The organism is Lacibacter sp. (assembly GCF_057361365.1).
In genome coordinates this window covers 1-18,896 of sequence record NZ_JBMQSG010000004.1, presented here as the reverse complement: position 1 = coordinate 18,896, position 18,896 = coordinate 1, and the positions used below count along the sequence as shown (strand labels likewise).

Genomic DNA, 18,896 nt, shown 5'->3' with positions numbered 1-18,896 from the left:
AACAAAAAAACAAATCAATGAATAAGCCATTATCACCATTAGCAAGGATGTTAAGTTTTATATGCGGAGCTGCTTTATTCATTGTGATTTTTGTGCCGATGTGGCGCATTGATCTTACTGCTCCACAATATCCGGAAGGACTTGTTTTAAAAATTCATGCAAATAAACTGGCGGGTGATGTAGATGTTATCAGCGGTTTGAATCACTACATTGGTATGCGTAAACTACGCACCGAAGATTTCGTTGAGTTTACCATTCTTCCGTACCTTATTGGAGCATTTGGTTTATTTGGTATTCTTACTTTTTTAGTGAACCGTCGTTGGTTCTTTTACACCTGGACCGCTCTTTATATTGCATTTGGCGTTATTGCCATGTTTGATTTTTACCGGTGGGAATATAACTATGGTCATAATCTTGATCCTAATGCAGCCATTGTTGTACCTGGCATGGCTTATCAACCACCATTAATTGGGTTTAAACAGTTGTTGAATTTTGGCGCCTATTCTTTTCCAGATGTAGGAGGTTATATTTTCTTAGGCGTTGGACTTATTCTTGTTATACTAGCTTACCGTGAATGGAAAGTGAAACCTAAAAATATTGCAGTAACAGCTTCTTTGTTGCTGATGTTAACAATGCAAGGATGTTCAACGGGGCCACAACCCATCAGCTTTGGAAAAGATGCCTGTCACTTCTGTAAGATGTTGATCAGTGATCAGCGTTTTGGAGCTGAAGTGATCACTCAGAAAAATAAAATTTACAAGTTTGATGATGTGCATTGCGTATTATCATTCATGAAATCAAATGAAGTAAAGCAAACCGATGTTGCAGGTGTTTACCTCGTTGACTATTCGCAGAAAGGCGTATTGATAAAAGCCGAAGAAAGTCTTTTACTGAAAGGAGAGGGATTGCGTAGTCCTATGGGAGGTAACGTAGCTGCCTTCGCAATTGCTGATAGCATGAAAAAATTTCAAACTGAAATAGATGCTTCGCCGGTTAACTGGAACGACCTCACTCAATAATGAAACTCATCACCACCATAACATTCTTACTTATATCTTTCTTTGTTTCTGCACGCACCTGGCGGGTGGGGGCAAATCAACCCATCCGTACAATAAAGCAGGCTTTACAAAAAGCAATTGACGGAGATACCATTCTGGTGAACACCGGCCTTTATAAAGAAGGTCAAATCACTATATCAAAAAGAGTGATCCTGATTGGTATAAGTTTTCCAATTCTTGACGGTGATCGCAAACACGAACTTATAACGATCCGTGCAAACGGAGTGGTGGTAGAAGGCTTTCTGTTCCGCAACTCAGGCCGCAGTAGTTATAATGATATAGCTGCCGTGCGTATTGCTGAAAGCAGGAATGTGATTATTCGAAACAACCAATTCCAGAATAGTTTTTTTGGTGTTTACTCTCAACATGCAACTGCATGCACAATTACCGGTAACAAATTAAGTTCCGATGCAAAAGATGAAATTTCATCTGGTAACGGTATTCACTGCTGGAAGAGTGATAGCATGCAGATCAATAACAACTACATTACCGGTCATCGTGATGGTATTTATTTTGAGTTTGTAACCAATTCAACTATCAAACAAAATCATAGTACAAAAAATGTTCGGTATGGGTTACATTTTATGTTTTCCAATTCCAACACTTACATATCAAACAGGTTCATCGACAACGGTGCAGGGGTAGCCGTCATGTATTCAAAAGGTATCAGCATGTATCATAACACGTTTGCTGAAAATTGGGGAACTGCTGCATATGGTATTTTAATGAAAGATATTACCGATAGCCATGTAGAAGGAAACACATTTCGTCGCAACACAGTTGCTGTAATGATGGAAGGAAGCAACCGGATTGACCTGTTAAAAAACTCATTTGAGAATAATGGATGGGCGCTCAAGATACAAGCGAGCTGCATGGAGAATAATATTAAACAAAATAATTTTCACACCAATTCTTTTGATGTAGCAACCAACGGGGAATTGATGCTCAATAAATTTCAAAAGAACTATTGGGATAAATACGAAGGCTATGATCTTAACCGCAACGGTGTGGGTGATGTGCCTTACCGGCCGGTGAGTATGTATTCCATGATAAGTGAGCGCAACAATTCAAGCATGATGTTATACCGCAGTTTTATTGTTGGTTTACTTGATAAAGCTGAAAAAATGTTGCCCGTCATTACACCTGTTGAATTGAAAGATGACGAACCCCTGATGAAACCAATAAAATTCTGAGAAATGATCATCGCCAGTAACGTTACAAAGACATTCGGAAAATTAAAGGCACTTGATAATGTGAGTGTGAATTGCAATCGGGGACAAACCATTGCATTGATTGGTCCAAATGGCAGCGGTAAAACAACATTGATCAAATCGATACTCGGAATGGTAGTGCCCGATAGTGGCTTTATTACTTTCGACAAACATAATATTCTGCACAACTGGTTGTATCGTGAACGTATTGGTTATATGCCGCAGATAGGTCGTTATCCCGATAACATGACCATTGCACAAGTATTTACCATGATGCGTGATATCAGGAATAATCCAACTGCAACAGATGAAGAACTGATTCATGAATTTGGATTGAATGATATGATGCAGAAAAAAATGCGCACGCTCAGCGGTGGTACAAGACAAAAAGTGAGTGCTGCATTGGCATTTTTATTTAACCCCGATGTATTAATTCTTGATGAGCCAACTGCAGGGCTTGATCCTGTAGCATCGGAAATATTGAAGCAAAAGATCATCAGGGAAAAACAAAAAGGAAAACTCATTCTTATCACATCACATATTTTAAGTGAACTTGATGATGTGGTAAGTGAAATTATTTATATGCAGGAAGGCAAATTGCAGTTTCATAAATCGCTTCAGCAATTGCAGGAAGATACAGGCGAAACAAAACTGGCAAAAGCCTTTGCTCAAATCATGAAGTAATAAGTATGAAAACGATTGTTAAACACGTAATGCTCGATCTTATCCGTAACAGGATTATTATGGCGTATACCATTTTCCTGTTAGCAATGTCATTCGGAATTTTTAATATGGATGAAAATGCCACGAAAGGTATCATGAGCCTAATAAACCTTGTGCTCATTTTTATTCCACTCGTGAGTATTATTTTCTCCACTATTTATGTTTACAATTCTTCGGAGTTTCTTGAGTTATTGGTAGCACAACCGTTAAAGCGGAAAAGTTTATGGTTGAGTATTTATGCCGGGTTATCATTATCGCTTGTGATTGCGTTCCTGGTGGGTGTGGGCATTCCCGTGGTAATTTACGATGGCACAAGCACTGGTTTTACCTTATTGCTCTCAGGCGTTTTTCAGACATTAATATTTGCCGGCATTGCATTGCTGGCTTCTGTTATAACAAGAGATAAAGCAAAAGGAATCGGCGTATCGGTATTGTTGTGGTTCTTCTTCACTTTGATCTACGATGCAATCGTGTTGATGTTGCTTTTCCGTTTCAGTGAATATCCATTGGAGAAACCAATGATCGCTTTAAGTATGCTTAATCCTGTTGATCTTTCGAGAATACTGGTGTTACTCAAGTTGGATATTTCGGCATTAATGGGATATACAGGTGCGGTGTTCAGCGAATTCTTTGGTAGCGCAAGCGGTATGTTGTTATCGGCGTTGGTTTTATTGGTATGGGCGGTAGTACCGGTGTGGCTGTCGATGAAAAAATTTCAACGTAAAGATCTTTAAAGAATAAGATCATGCATTTAGGAAATCTATCAGACCAGATACGCTTTAGTAAAACAACAAAATCATCTGTATATAAAGATGATCGAATGAACGTGGTATTGCTCAACTTACCTGAAGGTGAAGTGCTGAAGCCGCACATATCCAAGACCGATGCGTTCCTGGTAGTGCAGAAAGGCGAATGTGAATTTACACTTGAGGGACAGTTACATCATTTAAAACGTGGCGACATGTTCTCATTCAGAGCAAACCAGGTGCATGCATTAAAGGCGCTTACCGATTTTAGCATGCTGATCATAAAATAACCCGTTATGAAAAAAGATATATCGAACCGTGAAGATGTGATCTTGTTGGTGAATATGTTTTATGATAAAGTAAAGCCCGATCCGGTGATTGGTTTTTTCTTTAATAAGGTAGTAGATGTGCATTGGGAAAAACATTTGCCCGTTATGTACACATTTTGGGAGAACATTATTTTCCACACGGGCGGATATACAGGTAATCCTATGCGTATACATATGGATCTTCACCAGAAATCTGTCATGAGGAAAGAACATTTCGATCGCTGGATAAAACTTTTCAACGAAACAGTTGATGAAATGTTTGCAGGTGCAAAAGCTGAACAGGCAAAGCAACGGGCATTGTCGATTGCCACCGTTATGCAAATAAATATGGCACAGTTGCCACGTCAGGAAAATATTTATTGAATTGATCTTATGAAAACCAAAAAGGCATCCAAATGGGATGCCTTTATTATTAGTGAAAGTTAGTAAGCTTATTTTGCAGGTGGCAATAACACAGCATCCACTACATAAATAATTCCGTTTGATGCAGGAATGGTAGCAAGAATATTAGCTCCGTTTACTGTCATCTTGCCATCTTTATTGCCAATGGTTACATTTTGGCCACTTGCCATACCATAACTTAATCCATCACCCATTAACGCATCTTTTAACACTCCAACATACACGTGGTATTCAAGAATGCTGCGAAGCTTGTCTTTGTTTTCAGGTTTCAGCAAATCATCAAGTGTGCCTTTTGGTAACGCATCAAAGGCGGTGTTAACAGGAGCAAACACGGTGAACGGTCCGGCGTTGCTCAGCACGTCAACATATTCAGCAGCTTTTAAAGCGGCTACTAAAGTTGTGTGGTCTTTGCTGCCAACTGCAATTTTTACAACATCTTTTTGTGAATCATTGTCCTGCACTGCTGATTGGCCTCCTGCATTTGCAGCGGCAGGTTCAGTTGCGGTAGTGGAAGTTGCTTGTTCGCTTGCGGAATTGCAGGCGACTGTCAATGAAAGAAGGGCGGCAATGATGAAGGAAAAATACTTCATATCGTTTGGTTTTTTTGTTGAACAAATAATGTGGAAATATGGTCGAATGTAAAACTGAAGCATGTACTTTTTTATGACTCAAATCATAACTGCACAACATTTCTGTAACTTGCATTGTTACAAAAAAATCATATGGGAGTCCTTCGCCAAATTGCCGAATATCTATACATCAAAAAACCTGATCCAAAAGAGGAAAAAACGCAGTGGATGAAATACATGCACGGCATTAACCGTATCTCCATTTTTGTATTCCTGTTTGCGTTATTGGTTATGCTGGTGCGTTTGGTAATTCTCCCTATGTTTAAATAGCTACTGTTGCAAAAAATGTATAATGGATGTTGCTGCTTTTAAGGAAGCATGACCTCCGGCTTGTAGTTTTTCTTTCAGCTCTTGATAGTTCACCAACTGTTGTTCACGTTTTGCTGAACCTGGTAAAATGAGTTTTAGTTCATCAGTGAGATTAGCTGCATTCATTTCATGCTGTATCAATTCTTTCACCACTTCTTTATCCATAATGAGATTCACAAGCGAAATGTATTTGATGTTTACCAAACGCTTTGCGATCTGGTAACTGATCTCGTTGCCTTTGTAGCAAACAACCTCCGGCACTTCAAATAATGCTGTTTCCAATGTTGCTGTGCCCGATGTTACTAAGGCTGCAGTTGATTTTTGCAGCAATGCATAGGTTTGATTATTTACGTAGGAAACGTTTTCGTATGGTTGCAATAACTCATCGTAAAAGGAGGCATCCAGTCCCGGAGCTTTTGCTACAATGAATTGATAGTTGTTGAATTGTTTGCTCACTTCCAACATCACCGGTAATTTTTTTAAGATCTCCTGTTTTCGGCTGCCGGGTAATAACGCAATGATGTTTTTATTTTCGTCAATAGGTTTACCTGGTTGTAATGTAGTCGGTTCCTTTTTTGAACGCTCTACTTCTTCTATCAATGGATGACCAACATATTCTACATCCCAATTCCATTTGTGTTTGTAATAATCTTTTTCAAATGGAAGTATCACCAACATAAGATCAATACATTGTTTCATCATCTTCACCCTGTTTTCTTTCCATGCCCACACTTGCGGAGAAATGTAATAAACAACTTTTATATTTTCCTGTTTAGCCCATTTGGCTATACGTAAATTGAAACCAGGATAATCGATCAATACCAATACATCCGGACGGTGTGCTAAAATATCTTCTTTACAAAGAGCAAGATTGTTGAATATAGTGCGCAGGTTTTTGATCACTTCTACAAAGCCCATGAAAGCAAGATCACGGTAATGCTTTACAAGTGTTGCACCTGCTGCCTGCATTTTTTCCCCGCCCCAGCAACGGATATTCGCTGTTGTACCATGCTTATGCAATTCTTTAATCAAATTACTGCCGTGTAAATCGCCACTTGCTTCTCCTGCTATTATATAATAATTCATGTTGTAAATAATGGATCAATGATCGTCGAAATGATAATTTGCCGTAAAGATACCAATCAATGAGCATGCGTATTTGTGCGTATTTCAGGCTGATAACATTCAATTAATATAGTTGAAAAAGAGCTTGGGCGTCATGCAAAATATTCTCTGAAATCCTTTGCTGGCAAGGCTTTTAGGATTTCGTTTGGAAAGTTAAGGCCATAAAATGAACCGTTTATTGACTTGTGCAGGATTTTGCGGCGCAGTACTTTTGTCTTGTCAACGAAGCAAATCACTTGCTTCTTCCGTACCAGACTCCGGAGTTGAATTGACTAACCTGCTTGCTCCACGATACTTGCCACACACGATTTTGCTGCGATATACTTGCCTGTAGAAAAAGCAAATAACATTTCGTAAAAATTTAAAACATAAGAAACATGAAAAAGACAATGAAAAATGCAGCTATCGGTTTATTTACCTTATTAGCAGTAACGACAGGATTTACCGCATTCGCAACAAACGTAAACGAATTAACTCCTGCAGCTGAGTTAAAAATGATCGGCCGTTCTCAAAACCAGCCTATCTTCCAGCTCAGCCTTAACAATAAAGAAACAGAAAAGTTTGTAGTGATTGTGAAAGATGAGTACGGTTTAATTCTTCACCAGGAAACTGTAAGTGGTACTAACATCACACGTAAATACCAGTTGAACACAGAAGAACTGGAAGGCGTAGATGTAACTGTTGAAGTGATCAGCGCTAAATCTACTCAATCAACTGTTTTCAGTATCAAAAACAACACACGTGTTGTAAACGAAACAGCAATCGTTAAGTTATAATTAATAAATCAATAGACAGGAATTACGGGTTGCCTTTAAGAGGCAACCCATTTTTTTAGGCTGTTGCTAACCTTTAATTACACATGAACATTTTTGAATGTAATGTTTGAATAAAATGATTACATCATTAAAATCATGATCATTATCTCATCTGCGGTCTTACATGAAAAACTTTGCGTAAAGAATGATCAGTCCATACATCACCGTCATTGCAAAAATGCCGATGGCTGTTTTATCACGGCGACCATTGATGAACAAAGTAAAAAGTATGATGTTGGCGATAAGACATAAACTGCCAACTGCAGTAAGCATGGCTTTGGTTTTGAAAAAATATTCTACGAACTCACCAAAACTGATCGAAGGAGTTTTCAGGAAGTAATAAAGTACAAGACCAAGAATTGGGGCGATGGCGCCCAATGCGATTCCAAAGGGTAGTTTATCGAGTTTCAACATCAGAATTTCAGTTTGGTTTCTAATTGTTTTTTGAGTGTATAATTTGTCAGGTCGAATTGAACGGGAACAACGCTCACAAAATTGTGTTCTAGCGCCCAAACATCAGTATCTTTTCCTTTATCGAAGTTTTTAAATTCACCGGTAAGCCAGTAATAGTTTTTTCCAGACGGGTCAGTACGTTCATTAAAATCTTCCACATACTTCGCATATGCCTGGCGACAAACTTTTACGCCTTTTATAAGACTTGCATCAACATTGGGGAAGTTTACGTTCAAACAAAGATGTTTATCCTGTTTTGTTTTTAGTAATTGCTGAACAATGAGGCGGGCATATTTTTGAGATCCGCTGAAATCAGCTTCCATACTCATATTCAATAATGAAAAACCAACAGAAGGAATACTTTCAATGCTTGCTTCTATGGCCGCACTCATGGTACCACTGTAAATAACATTAATACTATGATTGGCGCCATGGTTAATGCCGCTTAAACAAATATCTGGTTTGCGGTGAAGTATTTTGTCAACCGCCAGCTTTACACAATCAACCGGTGTGCCCGTGCATTGCCATGCTTCCACACCTTCTGTTAAGTTTACTTTTTGCAAACGCAGGGGAAAGCCGATGGTAATTGCGTGGCCCATTCCGCTTTGAGGTTTATCTGGAGCCACTACAACTATTTTTCCAAGATCTTTTACTGCCTCGACCAGGCTTCGGATGCCGGGTGCTGTAACGCCGTCATCATTGGTGATAAGGATGATGGGCTGCTCTTTTGTTCTTTTTGCTTTCGCCATAGGTAGTTCCTTTCTTATGGCGTAAAAGTCTGATTTATTGAGGAGTTGACAAAATCGCTGGGCCAGGTAGACGAGGAAAATATTTTGTCAAACTAAAATAATTAGTATATTCGCTCCAATAAAATTAGTATACCATGGCCGTTGCCAATCAAAACCTTAAATACCTGCGCAAATTGCGTGGATGGACACAGGAAGAATTTGCACAAAAAATCGGCATTAAGCGCTCACTTGTGGGTGCGTACGAAGAAGAGCGGGCCGAACCTAATTACGACGTGCTTGAAACAGTGAGCGACCTGTTTAAAGTGAGTATTGACGATTTGCTACGTAAAGATCTTAGTGAATCAAAAGGTAGTTACCTGGCTAAACGCCGGCAATTGAAAATGATGGCCGAAACAAATGTCATTCATTTTGTACCGGTGAAAGCAGCAGCCGGTTACTTAAATGGTTACGCCGATCCCGAATTTTTAGATGAACTGAACACCTTTACGTTGCCCATGCTGAGCGGCGGCACTTACCGTGCATTTGAAATAGTGGGAGATAGTATGTTACCAACGCCAAGCGGTAGTGTTATAGTAGGTGAGAAAGTTCATAACCTCGACGATGTAAAAAATAATAACGCCTATATTATTCTTAGCAAATCGGAAGGTGTAGTTTACAAGCGTGTGCTAAAGAGCAATCGCACAAAAAACAAACTCACTTTGGTAAGCGATAACCCAGCTTACCAACCTTACCAGGTAAATGCGGAAGATGTGCTGGAATTCTGGAGTGCACAAATGGTGTTGAGCCGTGTGAACCAGGCACAGCGTTGGGATGTAACCAATCTCGCATCGCTGGTGAGTAACCTGCAAGACCAAGTAAATAATCTCAAAAAGAAAATGAATTAACCATTGCCTTAACTGTAAACCAGGTCATGCCGCCGCTCATACAAATTCAAATGTGTGAGCGGTTTTTTTATAATAGTTTGCGGCTGCAATGAGAAAATCGATCCTGTCCTTTGTATTAACGATTGCTGCTTTATCATCACTTGCCAATAACGAACCAGAACGTTCTCTCCAGGCCAGTAAAGTTGCGCAGGCACCCAAAATAGACGGGGTGCTCGATGAGGCCATTTGGCAAACAGCTCCCGTTGCTGAAAATTTTATTGTAAATGCTCCTAATTATGGTGAAGCATCGGCACATCGCACAAAAGTGTATGTGATTTATGATAATAATTCCATTTACATTGGTGCTTATTTATATGATGATCCATCGAAAGTGCGTACGCAACTAACTGCCCGTGATAAAGAATCGCTGCAGGATGTTGATTACTTCTCTGTTTTTTTTGATACGTATAATGATGATCAAAACGGTTTCCAGTTTTTGGTTACAAGCCGCAATGTTCAAAGCGATGGTCGTTTAAGTCCTAATCGTTCATCGCAATTTGGTCCGCCAAGTGATTATAGCTGGGATGCGGTTTGGGAAAGTAAAGTAACCATGCATGAAGATGGTTGGGCCGTTGAAATGAAAATACCTTACTACTCTTTGCGGTTTGCAAAAAAAGAAAAACAAGATTGGGGTTTGAATTTTCAACGCTATGTGCGTCGGAGTAATGAAAGTTCATATTGGAATAATATCAACCCCAATGAAAATGGTTTTGTGAACCAATTTGGAAAATTAAGCGGATTGGAAAACCTTACACCGCCACTACGTTTATCCTTTCTTCCATATGTTACTGCAGGTTACAGAACCACACCTACTTCGAAAGGAAGAGTAAATGAATTTTTGCGCAATGGTGGTATGGATGTGAAGTATGGTGTGAATGAAAGTTTCACACTTGACATGACTTTGATTCCTGATTTCGGCCAGGTGATCAGCGATAATGTCATCAACAATCTTTCACCATTTGAAGTGCAGTTCCAGGAGAACCGTCCATTCTTTACAGAAGGAACGGAGATATTTAATAAAGCCGGTTTATTTTATTCAAGAAGAGTAGGGGCAACGCCATCGGGGTATTACAATGCACGAAGTATTGGGTCAACAGACAGTACCAAAGTAATATCAAATCCGGGCGTCGTGCAATTGCTCAATGCAACAAAATTTTCTGGCCGAACAAAACAGAAATTAGGAATTGGTGTGTTTAATGCAATAGGCGCTGCTATGTTTGCTGAAATAGAAAATACCAACACCAAACAAACAGAGCGTGTTCAAACCGAACCATTCACTAATTATAATCTTATTGTGCTTGACCAGGCATTGAAAGGCCGTTCGTCTATTACACTTACCAATGCGAATGTTACACGTAATGGAGCAGCAAGGGATGCAAACGTAACAGGCATTGATCTTTTTCTTTTCGACAAAAGCAATCAATACAGTTTTCAGGGAAAGTTTGATTACAGTAAGATCATGGGAGCTAACCCATACAGTGGTTTTAAAAGTGTTGCAAGTCTTGGAAAAGTGAGTGGTAAAATTCAATACAATTTATTAAGCAATGTTGAGAGCGATAAATTTGATCCGAATGATCTTGGCTTTCTTGGAGTGGCGAATAAAGTGCATACTCAACTTTCTCTGAGTTATAACCAACTGACACCAACAGCTAAATTCAACTCTTACAATTTTAAGTTATCGGTAAGACATGAAATGTTGTACAAACCATTTGTATTCACCAACATTCAATACAATGCCAGTGCGTTCTGGTTTTTTAAGAATTTCTGGGATCTTACTCTCGGTGCAACCTATCAACCATTATGGCAAAAAAGTTATTTTGAATTACGTACACCGGGTCGTTATATGCGACAAGTGCCCTGGGGTTTTCTTCGTTTAAATGGAAGTACCGATAGCAGGAAGCGTTTATTTGTAAGACTAAATCTTGGCTTAGCTGAATCAGTTGACATTAAAAATGATCCTTACATTGTAATTCACCCGGGATTGCGTTACCGTTTTAGTGACAGGTTGAATGTAGATCTTGACTGGAGCTATACCGATGACCGTGGACAGTTTGGTTATGCTTTTCAGCGTGAAGCAAATGGTGAGCCCATCATTGGCAGAAGAAGAAAAACAGATGTTACTACCCTTATCAGCGGCATTTATAATTTTACCAGCCGCATGAATATTACGTTGCGTGCACGCCATTACTGGAGCCGTGTAAATTATGCAAGCTTTTACAATGTAAGTGAAGATGGTTGGTATATCGATCGTCCGTTTATTCCGGGGCAGGATCAAAACTTCAACGTTTGGAATATGGATATATTCTATACCTGGGATTTCAATTACGGCAGCCGGTTTATTGTTGGCTGGAAAAACTGGCTCGCAAATGATTTTAATGTTGATGGCGATCGATATAAAAATTATTGGGGTAATGCAGGTCGTGTGCTTTTATCGCCACAAGGAAATGAATTTACTGCACGTATGATCTTCTTTATTGATTCGAAGAAACTAAAAAGGAAAAGAAATAGTTCTAAGTTTTAAAGTTTCCAGTTGGGTGTTTTGAGCGTTGTGCTTTAAGCGTTACGCATTCCACCTTTCTAATTCACCCCATAAATATCTTTCGCTAAACGAAATGTATTGCAATGTGCTTCAACAATAATTTTTACATCGGCTGAGTAACCACCTCCCATAGCAACTGTGCAGGGAATGTTATGCTTTTGCAATTTACTGAATACAATTTCATCACGTTGTTTACAACCCTGCATACTTACTTTGAGTTTACCAAACTTATCTGTTTCAAGAATATCAACACCCGATAAATAAAATACAAAATCAGGTTTCACTTTGTTAATAAGCATCTCCAATGTATTTTCTAATAACGGCAAATAAATGCTGTCGTCAGTGCCATCTTTCAAACCAATATCAAGATCACTGTTTTCTTTATGAAAGGGATAGTTGTGTGCACCATGCATGCTGAAGGTAAATACATTCTTATTCTGTTCAAATAGTTTAGCAGTGCCGTTGCCTTGATGCACATCAAGATCCACGATAAGAATTTGCTTTGCTTTTTTTTGATGCAGCAAATAGTTTGCAGCTGTTGCAAAATCGTTTAACAAACAAAAACCTTCGCCTCTGTCGGCAAATGCATGGTGAGTGCCGCCCGCCACATTTAAGGCAACGCCATTTTCCATTGCATAGCTGCAACAATCAATTGTTCCCTGCGTAATGATCAATTCACGTTCAGTCAACTCAGGCGATTGCGGAAAACCAATATGCCTTTGTTCTCTTGCTGAAAGGGTTTGTTGTTTTAGTTTGTTGAGATATTCTTCAGTGTGTGTAAGCAAAATAATTTCATCGTTACATAATGCAGGGGCAAATAAGTTTTGTTGTGTAATGCTGCCTTCGTGCAACAATTGTTCAGGAATTAATTCATACTTCAACATAGGGAAGCGATGACCTTCCGGTAACGGATGCGCATAAATTGGATCAAATGCGATATATAATGTTTTACTTAAGATAGCAGCTTTTATTGTAGTTCTAACACTTTACGATCAGCAATTGCAAATACTTTCTCGTGTTTCTTCGGACGAACAGGATGCAAGCCGGTAAAGCGGCCAAAGGCCGGCAGCACTGCATGTTGACCAGCAAAATAAAAACAAGGAAATTGTAATGATTGTCGGCCCAATCCACCCAATCGAATGCCCGGATGCACATGACCCGTAAACGTGTAACCATCATCATCTAAATCGGTAGCAGGCAATTCATGCATAAAGGTAAAAGGCCCTGCATGCATTTGATCGTGATGGATGGTGATGTTATGTGCATCGTACCAACTATGGTTGAGAATATCGTGATTTCCCTTCACCAGATGAATAGGTAAATAAGAAATATCGCTCCGCCATTTCTCAAACAGCTTTAATTCATTGTTCATCTTGCTGTGCGAAAAATCTCCAACTACAATTAATCTTTCCGGTTTGAAAAATTGCACCTGTGCAATTAAACGAAGCAGGTCTTCTTTAAATGCAGTTTGTGGTATGCCAATGCCGGCTTTGCGAAAATGCCCGCTTTTTCCTAAGTGGATATCTGATATAATCAGCGACCTGTCTTCTTCCCAAAACAAACAACGATCAGGCGAAAGCCAGAGCGTTTGTTGCTTTAAATGAAAACGATGTGGTTGCTGCATACAGGCAGCAAATGTACCCGATGATTTTGTGTAAACAGTAACTGAAATGTTTTATTTTTCAGAAAAAAATTCATGCAGCAACAACCGGATTATTTGCAGCAACCTTTTGTTCTGAAACCCGCCATGCCGGGCGGCATTAGTGTACTGAGTATCCTTAGTTTTATTGGAAGTGGTTTCCAGTTGCTGGGAGGTATCGCTGGCTATCTTATTATTCCCTACAGCGTTAAATCGCTTCCCCAAACCAAAACGCTGGAAAAGTCAAGAGAGATGAAACCTTTCAGCGGATTTCTAAAATGGTCGGCAGAAAGTACAATGCGACAATATGAATATCGTTTGCCTTTGTTAATTGTTTCTATTGTTGCCGCACTTATCTGCATTTATGGTGTAATGGAAATGCGTAAACTGAAAAAGAGCGGGTTTACAGTTTATACCGTTGGTGAATTGATGCTACCGCTTTTTACTGCTATAGCGATCAACATTGGATCAGCCATTTTTGGATTAGTTGTAGCCGTTCTTTTTATTATTCTATTTGCTGTACAGCGAAAGCATATGATCAATTAAATGACAAAGCCCCGTGAGGGGCTTTATTTATTTTTCAGCAGATTTATTATTGTCCGATTGTTGTGCCGGTTCTGCAGGTGGTAATGTGGCTAAATTTTCTTCGCACCATTTATACAAAGCCGATTTCTGTTCGGCAGTAAGAATTGCATTCTTATGTATCCACGTATAACTATCGAGCGGCATTTTTCCTTCTTTCACCTCATCCATAATTTCATCAAATTTTTTTCGCTGGCGTTTTGCAGAGTAAGTTGCGAATTCAGAAAAATTCAGTTCTTTCTTTCCTTCGTTTACATGATCCTGCAACCACCAGGTAACCGGTTGCACATTAGCGTACCAGGGATAAACCGTATTGTTGCTATGACAATCGTAACAGGATTGTTTTAAAATGGCAGCTACATTATCGTTCACAGCAAATTTTGTACTGATGTCGTTAGGATGTGGTCCCGCCGATACATTTTGTTTTGGCCGAATAAATTGTATGATCACCAATGCGGCGATAAGAACATAAAGGATCTTTTTGATCATTGCTGCTTGTTTTGATAAATGTAATAAGAAAATAAGTTGGTTTCAATGACAGTGCTCCCTGAACCGGAAAATTGTGATCATGTTTTTTTTTGAACTCTTATCCTGCACTGTTCAATTGCGCCTGCATCCGGCGTATCCTGTCTTCAAGTTTTTCGGTAGAAAGATTATTGCGGTTCAATCCATCAGCGATGATGGGGAAGGAAAGGGGAGTAAAGCGGGTTGGGAATGTAAGGATGATATTGCTTTGCTGGATTCGATTGAATGCGTTTCTTAGTCGCACCTCTTCCATTTGCTGATCAAATACTTCCTGGTAGGCCTGGCGCAATAATACATTGGTTGAATCGTATTCGCTGAACACATTAAACAATAAACTGGCTGAAGCCTGCAGGTGACGGGCTTTCTTTTGTTCGCCGGGTGATGTTTGTACAATAAGGCCGCCGATGACTGCAATATCCCTGAACTTACGCCTGGCCATTTCGGTTGAATTAACACTTCGCTGAATATCGATAGTGAGATCATCAAGTGTAAATAATTCCTGTGCATTTGAATCATCAACAGGAATTGGCTGATCGCATAACAACTCAAATCCATAATCATTCATAGCAATGGAAAAAGTAAGCGGTGCAATTTTACCGATGCGGTAAGCAAGAATTGCACTCATGGCCTCATGCACCTGTCGGCCTTCAAATGGATATACCAGTAAATGAAAACCATCTTTGCTTTCATGTTGCTCAATCAATAATTCATCTGCCTTTGGAATATGAGATAACTCCTGTTGCAGTTGAAAAAGGGATGAAAGATGAATGAGCTCAGGTGAAGTTGTTTTTTTCTTTTTCCTGTCTGATGATGTTGATTCCGAAACTTCATTAAATGTTTCTCTAAGTTTTCTTCCAAGGTTTGCGGTTAAACTCATGCGCCCGCCGTTCCAGCTAGGCACAATGGTTTTCTTCGAAGTTGATTTTTTTACAAAGGCAGTCATGTCTTTTATCTGCACCAACTCTAAGTTTCTTCCGGCCAAAGTAAATGAATCACCTGGCTCTAATCTTGTAATGAAAAATTCTTCAATTACGCCCACATAACCACCACTCATCATCTTTACTTTCATCATTGCATCACTTACAATGGTGCCAATATTCATTCGGTGACGCATTGCAATGCGCCTGCTTAAAATTTTATATACTCCATCAATGATCTCTATCTTTTTATAATCATCATATTGGTGCAATGCTTTACCGCCTTCCACTAAAAATTGCAATACTTCATACCAATCATTTTCACTAAGATCCCGGTAACAATAGGTTGATTTTATCTCTTCAAAAATTTCTTCGGGTTTAAATCCATCCGAAATAGCAAGTGTATTTAAATACTGGATCAACACATCAAAACAAAGCAACATGAGTTCCTTGCTTTCAATTAAATTTTCGTCGATCGCATTTTTTAATGCAGCAGCTTCCACTAATTCAAGCGAGTGTGTTGGTAGAAAATAAATTTTGCTCACTGCGTCGGGGCTATGACCACTACGGCCAGCACGTTGTAAAAAACGTGAAACACCTTTTGGCGAACCTACCTGTATAACGGTCTCTACTGGCCGAAAATCAACACCAAGATCAAGTGATGCCGTACACACAACTGCTTTTAATTTGGCAGTGTGCAATGCTTCTTCCACCCACAAACGCAATTCCTGCTCAATACTTCCGTGATGCAATGCAATAGCACCGGCAAGTTCAGGTGCGTGATTCAATAATTCCTGGTACCATCGTTCACTCATTCCTCTCGTATTGATGAAAATAAGTGTGGTGGTACTGTTATTAATAATGGGAATGACCTTGTCGATCAGTTTAATGCCGAGGTGACCAGCCCATGGATAATTTTCAATTTCATCGGGCAAAACAGATTCAATGTGGATCTGTTTTTTCATATTCGCTTTTACAATTACGCCATCCTCGTTTAGCGGTGACAGTAATACCTCTTTTGCTTCTTCTAAATTGCCAATGGTAGCACTAATGCCCCAGATCATTGGTTTTGCATTCACCAATGACCATCGGCTATTCACAATTCTGCTTATCGCTAATTCCACCTGCACTCCACGTTTGCTTCCCATTAATTCATGCCACTCGTCAATAGCAATCACCTGTACCGTTTTAAATGCTTCAACATAACCTTTCGACGCAAGAAATAAATGCAGGCTCTCTGGCGTAATGATGAGTACTTCGGGTAGTTGTTTCTTTTGCCGGGCACGTTCAGCAGTGGTGGTATCGCCATTACGTATACCAACTGTCCACTTCATATCCAGCTCGCTGATCACTTCTTCCATTGCCCGACCAATATCTTTTGCCAAAGCCCTGAGCGGAGTGATCCATATTAACTGCAACCCGTTCTTTGCTTGTGTTTGATAATGTTCCGGATGTTGGTTGATGAAACGGATAAGTGATCCAAGAAAAACGGAGAAGGTTTTACCACAGCCTGTTGGGGCATTTACTAAGCCACTTTTTTCTGCAACAATATATTTCCATGCTTCTTCCTGGAACGCAAATGGTTGCAATCCTTTTGCCGAAAGCCAGGAGGCAATGCGTTGATAACCGGGAGTGAGGTGAAGCTGCATAAGTGAGCAACAAAGCTAAGTGATATGCATGGGGAAGAACCAGTTGATGAAGTTTTTAAATGCACTTAAAAAACATATGGAATCAAAAAAAATCTGTTGCGAATGTTGTGTGAGTATCTTATTTCTGTTATTTTCACGCTCTTGTTACAGGTAGTCTTCCTCAAAAGACATTCAATCCGTGTTAGCCCAAATCCTCTGAAACATTTCATTTACCATTAAGATCGAACAAATTATTGCATTGCACAGCTATGCCTGTGTAGCTGTCTTTGTATCCACTCCTTCCCAAAACCACCCGACAATCCAGTGATCTTTTGCGAACCGCCACACTAAAACCCTTTTTATGCCACAACTGCTTCCTCTGCCAGTTAACCAGCGTGCCATTGCTGCAATGCTAACTCCTTTTTATTTCCTTTTCCAATCAAAAAAACTGCTGCTTCGCTTAGCCATGCTCGTGATGAGTGTTGGGATGATGAGTGGAGTGGTGGGGCAGGCAACGGTGACAAATGACAAACCGGATTATGCGCCGAGATCTAACGCTGTTTTTACAGGTGCCGGTTTCCAGGCCTTTGAACAAGTGCAGCTGAAAGTAAAAAATCTAAATAGGCCGTGCAACACCGTTACAACGGACTCGTCCTATTTACCATGGACGGTTACAGCTGATGCCAATGGTGCGTTTGTGACTAACTGGACTGTGTGTGATTGCCCCGGTGATTCGTTGAGATTAAAGGCAACTGGGTTGACAAGTGCGAGGATAGCTTATGCGTATTTTACGGATGGTAATTTTCAATTTGGAGCTTTAGGGCTTCCAAGTAACACAAGTGTTATTGTTGATTATACGATTTCTGGTAGTGGAGGAGGTAACGGTTCCTCTAGCACTCCTTCTTTTATTCCACCTGCAACAGGTGGTAGTACAATTAACAACAAAACAATCACTGCTGATGAGTATATTCTTACTTTTAACCCTGACCCTCCTATAGGGGGCATTAATTATACGATTTTGAATTATGGTCTTAGAATTGGGAATCCAAGTCAACCAACCAATATTCAAAAGTCAAACTTTTTTAATATTGGTGGAAGTGGGGCGAATAATGCAGCTCTATTTATTGCAAACTATGGTGCCCTTGTCGCAACAAATGTATCTACTACCTATGGTAGCACGGCAGTTGCATTAACTTCCAAGCTTTATTCGAATTATCAGACTGCCAGTAGTATTTCAGGTGAAACCATTACATTTTATATAGATGGTGTAACTGTTGGTACGGCAACTACAAACGCAAGTGGAGTGGCCAGTTTAAATGTTGATCTCACGTCTTTGCCTGCGCCTCTCGGTTTTTTAAATGCAGGATCTTATACGATTTCTTCTTCATTTGCAGGTGATGCATCTTATCTTCCCATTGCTGCTGATAATAGTACTAGCGCTATCTTAACTGTAGGCAAAGCACCATCAGTTACAACAGTAACGATCAGTGGCGCACCGTTCATCTATACCGGTTCACCGATTACACCAGCGAGTGTAAGTGTAACAGGAGCAGGAGGCGTAGTACTTGCTACACCTACTGCGAATTATGCAAAC

Annotated in this window: 20 protein-coding genes; 12 read left to right on the top strand and 8 right to left on the bottom strand. The window is 39.7% G+C overall.

Annotated elements, in window-relative coordinates; genetic code table 11:
- Positions 1-17 precede the first annotated feature (17 nt).
- The 6 genes from ACO1QW_RS01865 to ACO1QW_RS01840 are packed head-to-tail and all read left to right on the top strand — an operon-like array spanning position 18 to position 4,430.
- Positions 18-1,019, top strand: a complete 1,002-nt coding sequence (locus ACO1QW_RS01865) for a nitrous oxide reductase accessory protein NosL (RefSeq protein ID WP_486255161.1) — start codon at positions 18-20, stop codon at positions 1,017-1,019.
- Positions 1,019-2,251, top strand: a complete 1,233-nt coding sequence (nosD, locus tag ACO1QW_RS01860; protein WP_486255159.1) for a nitrous oxide reductase family maturation protein NosD — start codon at positions 1,019-1,021, stop codon at positions 2,249-2,251. Before ACO1QW_RS01865 ends, nosD begins: the two co-directional genes overlap by 1 nt.
- A 3-nt stretch (positions 2,252-2,254) precedes the next feature.
- The gene (locus tag ACO1QW_RS01855) at positions 2,255-2,953 is read left to right on the top strand and encodes an ABC transporter ATP-binding protein (protein WP_486255157.1); all 699 of its coding nucleotides are present in this window, start codon (positions 2,255-2,257) and stop codon (positions 2,951-2,953) included.
- Between the two features lie 5 nt (positions 2,954-2,958).
- Positions 2,959-3,726 carry an ABC transporter permease gene (locus tag ACO1QW_RS01850; protein WP_486255155.1) on the top strand — a complete coding sequence of 256 codons (768 nt, stop codon included), beginning with the start codon at positions 2,959-2,961 and terminating at the stop codon, positions 3,724-3,726.
- An 11-nt stretch (positions 3,727-3,737) separates the two neighbouring features.
- Positions 3,738-4,028, top strand: a complete 291-nt coding sequence (locus ACO1QW_RS01845; RefSeq protein WP_486255153.1) for a cupin domain-containing protein — start codon at positions 3,738-3,740, stop codon at positions 4,026-4,028.
- 6 nt (positions 4,029-4,034) lie between these two features.
- Positions 4,035-4,430, top strand: coding sequence for a group III truncated hemoglobin (locus ACO1QW_RS01840; RefSeq protein WP_486255152.1), 396 nt, complete (start codon positions 4,035-4,037; stop codon positions 4,428-4,430).
- Between the two features lie 68 nt (positions 4,431-4,498).
- Here the strand turns inward: ACO1QW_RS01840 and ACO1QW_RS01835 are convergent, their stop codons facing one another.
- Positions 4,499-5,059: a fasciclin domain-containing protein gene (locus ACO1QW_RS01835; protein ID WP_486255150.1), complete on the bottom strand. Its 561-nt coding sequence runs from the start codon at positions 5,057-5,059 to the stop codon at positions 4,499-4,501.
- Positions 5,060-5,191: 132 nt separating this feature from the next.
- On the opposite strand from ACO1QW_RS01835, the gene ACO1QW_RS01830 reads away from it, so the two are divergent.
- Entirely contained in the window at positions 5,192-5,368 is a 177-nt protein-coding gene (locus ACO1QW_RS01830; protein ID WP_486255148.1) for a DUF6728 family protein, read from the top strand.
- Here ACO1QW_RS01830 and lpxB read toward each other — a convergent pair whose 3' ends face one another.
- The gene (gene lpxB / locus ACO1QW_RS01825) at positions 5,369-6,493 is read right to left on the bottom strand and encodes a lipid-A-disaccharide synthase (protein WP_486255146.1); all 1,125 of its coding nucleotides are present in this window, start codon (positions 6,491-6,493) and stop codon (positions 5,369-5,371) included.
- A gap of 416 nt (positions 6,494-6,909) precedes the next feature.
- Between lpxB and ACO1QW_RS01820 the strand changes: the two genes are divergently transcribed.
- Complete coding sequence (locus ACO1QW_RS01820; RefSeq protein WP_486255144.1) at positions 6,910-7,308, top strand: hypothetical protein; 399 nt, start codon at positions 6,910-6,912, stop codon at positions 7,306-7,308.
- A gap of 159 nt (positions 7,309-7,467) precedes the next feature.
- Here ACO1QW_RS01820 and ACO1QW_RS01815 read toward each other — a convergent pair whose 3' ends face one another.
- Together ACO1QW_RS01815 and surE are read right to left on the bottom strand one after the other, a co-directional pair.
- The gene (locus ACO1QW_RS01815) at positions 7,468-7,761 is read right to left on the bottom strand and encodes a hypothetical protein (protein WP_486255142.1); all 294 of its coding nucleotides are present in this window, start codon (positions 7,759-7,761) and stop codon (positions 7,468-7,470) included.
- The gene (surE, locus tag ACO1QW_RS01810; RefSeq protein WP_486255140.1) at positions 7,761-8,549 is read right to left on the bottom strand and encodes a 5'/3'-nucleotidase SurE; all 789 of its coding nucleotides are present in this window, start codon (positions 8,547-8,549) and stop codon (positions 7,761-7,763) included. Before surE ends, ACO1QW_RS01815 begins: the two co-directional genes overlap by 1 nt.
- 134 nt (positions 8,550-8,683) lie before the next feature.
- Between surE and ACO1QW_RS01805 the strand changes: the two genes are divergently transcribed.
- Both ACO1QW_RS01805 and ACO1QW_RS01800 read left to right on the top strand, forming a co-directional pair.
- Entirely contained in the window at positions 8,684-9,433 is a 750-nt protein-coding gene (locus ACO1QW_RS01805; RefSeq protein WP_486255138.1) for an XRE family transcriptional regulator, read from the top strand.
- An 88-nt stretch (positions 9,434-9,521) separates the two neighbouring features.
- Positions 9,522-11,993 (top strand): DUF5916 domain-containing protein, encoded by a 2,472-nt coding sequence (locus tag ACO1QW_RS01800; RefSeq protein WP_486255137.1) that lies wholly within the window; start codon positions 9,522-9,524, stop codon positions 11,991-11,993.
- A gap of 56 nt (positions 11,994-12,049) precedes the next feature.
- Here the strand turns inward: ACO1QW_RS01800 and ACO1QW_RS01795 are convergent, their stop codons facing one another.
- Positions 12,050-12,895, bottom strand: coding sequence for a histone deacetylase family protein (locus ACO1QW_RS01795; RefSeq protein ID WP_486255135.1), 846 nt, complete (start codon positions 12,893-12,895; stop codon positions 12,050-12,052).
- Between the two features lie 83 nt (positions 12,896-12,978).
- Positions 12,979-13,635 (bottom strand): ligase-associated DNA damage response endonuclease PdeM, encoded by a 657-nt coding sequence (gene pdeM, locus ACO1QW_RS01790; RefSeq protein ID WP_486255134.1) that lies wholly within the window; start codon positions 13,633-13,635, stop codon positions 12,979-12,981.
- Positions 13,636-13,707: 72 nt separating this feature from the next.
- Between pdeM and ACO1QW_RS01785 the strand changes: the two genes are divergently transcribed.
- A complete protein-coding gene (locus ACO1QW_RS01785; RefSeq protein ID WP_486255132.1) occupies positions 13,708-14,196 on the top strand; it encodes a hypothetical protein in 489 nt (162 codons plus the stop codon).
- A 27-nt stretch (positions 14,197-14,223) separates the two neighbouring features.
- Here ACO1QW_RS01785 and ACO1QW_RS01780 read toward each other — a convergent pair whose 3' ends face one another.
- Both ACO1QW_RS01780 and ACO1QW_RS01775 read right to left on the bottom strand, forming a co-directional pair.
- Positions 14,224-14,721: a heme-binding domain-containing protein gene (locus tag ACO1QW_RS01780; protein WP_486255130.1), complete on the bottom strand. Its 498-nt coding sequence runs from the start codon at positions 14,719-14,721 to the stop codon at positions 14,224-14,226.
- Positions 14,722-14,818: 97 nt separating this feature from the next.
- The gene (locus ACO1QW_RS01775; protein WP_486255128.1) at positions 14,819-17,323 is read right to left on the bottom strand and encodes a ligase-associated DNA damage response DEXH box helicase; all 2,505 of its coding nucleotides are present in this window, start codon (positions 17,321-17,323) and stop codon (positions 14,819-14,821) included.
- 340 nt (positions 17,324-17,663) lie between these two features.
- Between ACO1QW_RS01775 and ACO1QW_RS01770 the strand changes: the two genes are divergently transcribed.
- On the top strand, positions 17,664-18,896 hold a 1,233-nt coding region (locus tag ACO1QW_RS01770; RefSeq protein ID WP_486255127.1), incomplete at its 3' end, for an Ig-like domain-containing protein.

Bases quoted from the DNA above. Each gene is read 5' to 3' on its own strand.
- ACO1QW_RS01780 (WP_486255130.1), bottom strand. From the start codon at position 14,721: ATGATCAAAAAGATCCTTTATGTTCTTATCGCCGCATTGGTGATCATA.
- ACO1QW_RS01865 (WP_486255161.1), top strand. From the start codon at position 18: ATGAATAAGCCATTATCACCATTAGCAAGGATGTTAAGTTTTATATGC.
- ACO1QW_RS01850 (WP_486255155.1), top strand. From the start codon at position 2,959: ATGAAAACGATTGTTAAACACGTAATGCTCGATCTTATCCGTAACAGG.
- pdeM (WP_486255134.1), bottom strand. From the start codon at position 13,635: ATGCAGCAACCACATCGTTTTCATTTAAAGCAACAAACGCTCTGGCTT.
- ACO1QW_RS01830 (WP_486255148.1), top strand. From the start codon at position 5,192: ATGGGAGTCCTTCGCCAAATTGCCGAATATCTATACATCAAAAAACCT.
- ACO1QW_RS01845 (WP_486255153.1), top strand. From the start codon at position 3,738: ATGCATTTAGGAAATCTATCAGACCAGATACGCTTTAGTAAAACAACA.
- nosD (WP_486255159.1), top strand. From the start codon at position 1,019: ATGAAACTCATCACCACCATAACATTCTTACTTATATCTTTCTTTGTT.
- ACO1QW_RS01815 (WP_486255142.1), bottom strand. From the start codon at position 7,761: ATGTTGAAACTCGATAAACTACCCTTTGGAATCGCATTGGGCGCCATC.
- ACO1QW_RS01820 (WP_486255144.1), top strand. From the start codon at position 6,910: ATGAAAAAGACAATGAAAAATGCAGCTATCGGTTTATTTACCTTATTA.
- ACO1QW_RS01855 (WP_486255157.1), top strand. From the start codon at position 2,255: ATGATCATCGCCAGTAACGTTACAAAGACATTCGGAAAATTAAAGGCA.
- ACO1QW_RS01795 (WP_486255135.1), bottom strand. From the start codon at position 12,895: ATGTTGAAGTATGAATTAATTCCTGAACAATTGTTGCACGAAGGCAGC.
- surE (WP_486255140.1), bottom strand. From the start codon at position 8,549: ATGGCGAAAGCAAAAAGAACAAAAGAGCAGCCCATCATCCTTATCACC.
- ACO1QW_RS01785 (WP_486255132.1), top strand. From the start codon at position 13,708: ATGCAGCAACAACCGGATTATTTGCAGCAACCTTTTGTTCTGAAACCC.
- ACO1QW_RS01800 (WP_486255137.1), top strand. From the start codon at position 9,522: ATGAGAAAATCGATCCTGTCCTTTGTATTAACGATTGCTGCTTTATCA.
- ACO1QW_RS01840 (WP_486255152.1), top strand. From the start codon at position 4,035: ATGAAAAAAGATATATCGAACCGTGAAGATGTGATCTTGTTGGTGAAT.
- ACO1QW_RS01805 (WP_486255138.1), top strand. From the start codon at position 8,684: ATGGCCGTTGCCAATCAAAACCTTAAATACCTGCGCAAATTGCGTGGA.
- ACO1QW_RS01775 (WP_486255128.1), bottom strand. From the start codon at position 17,323: ATGCAGCTTCACCTCACTCCCGGTTATCAACGCATTGCCTCCTGGCTT.
- lpxB (WP_486255146.1), bottom strand. From the start codon at position 6,493: ATGAATTATTATATAATAGCAGGAGAAGCAAGTGGCGATTTACACGGC.
- ACO1QW_RS01835 (WP_486255150.1), bottom strand. From the start codon at position 5,059: ATGAAGTATTTTTCCTTCATCATTGCCGCCCTTCTTTCATTGACAGTC.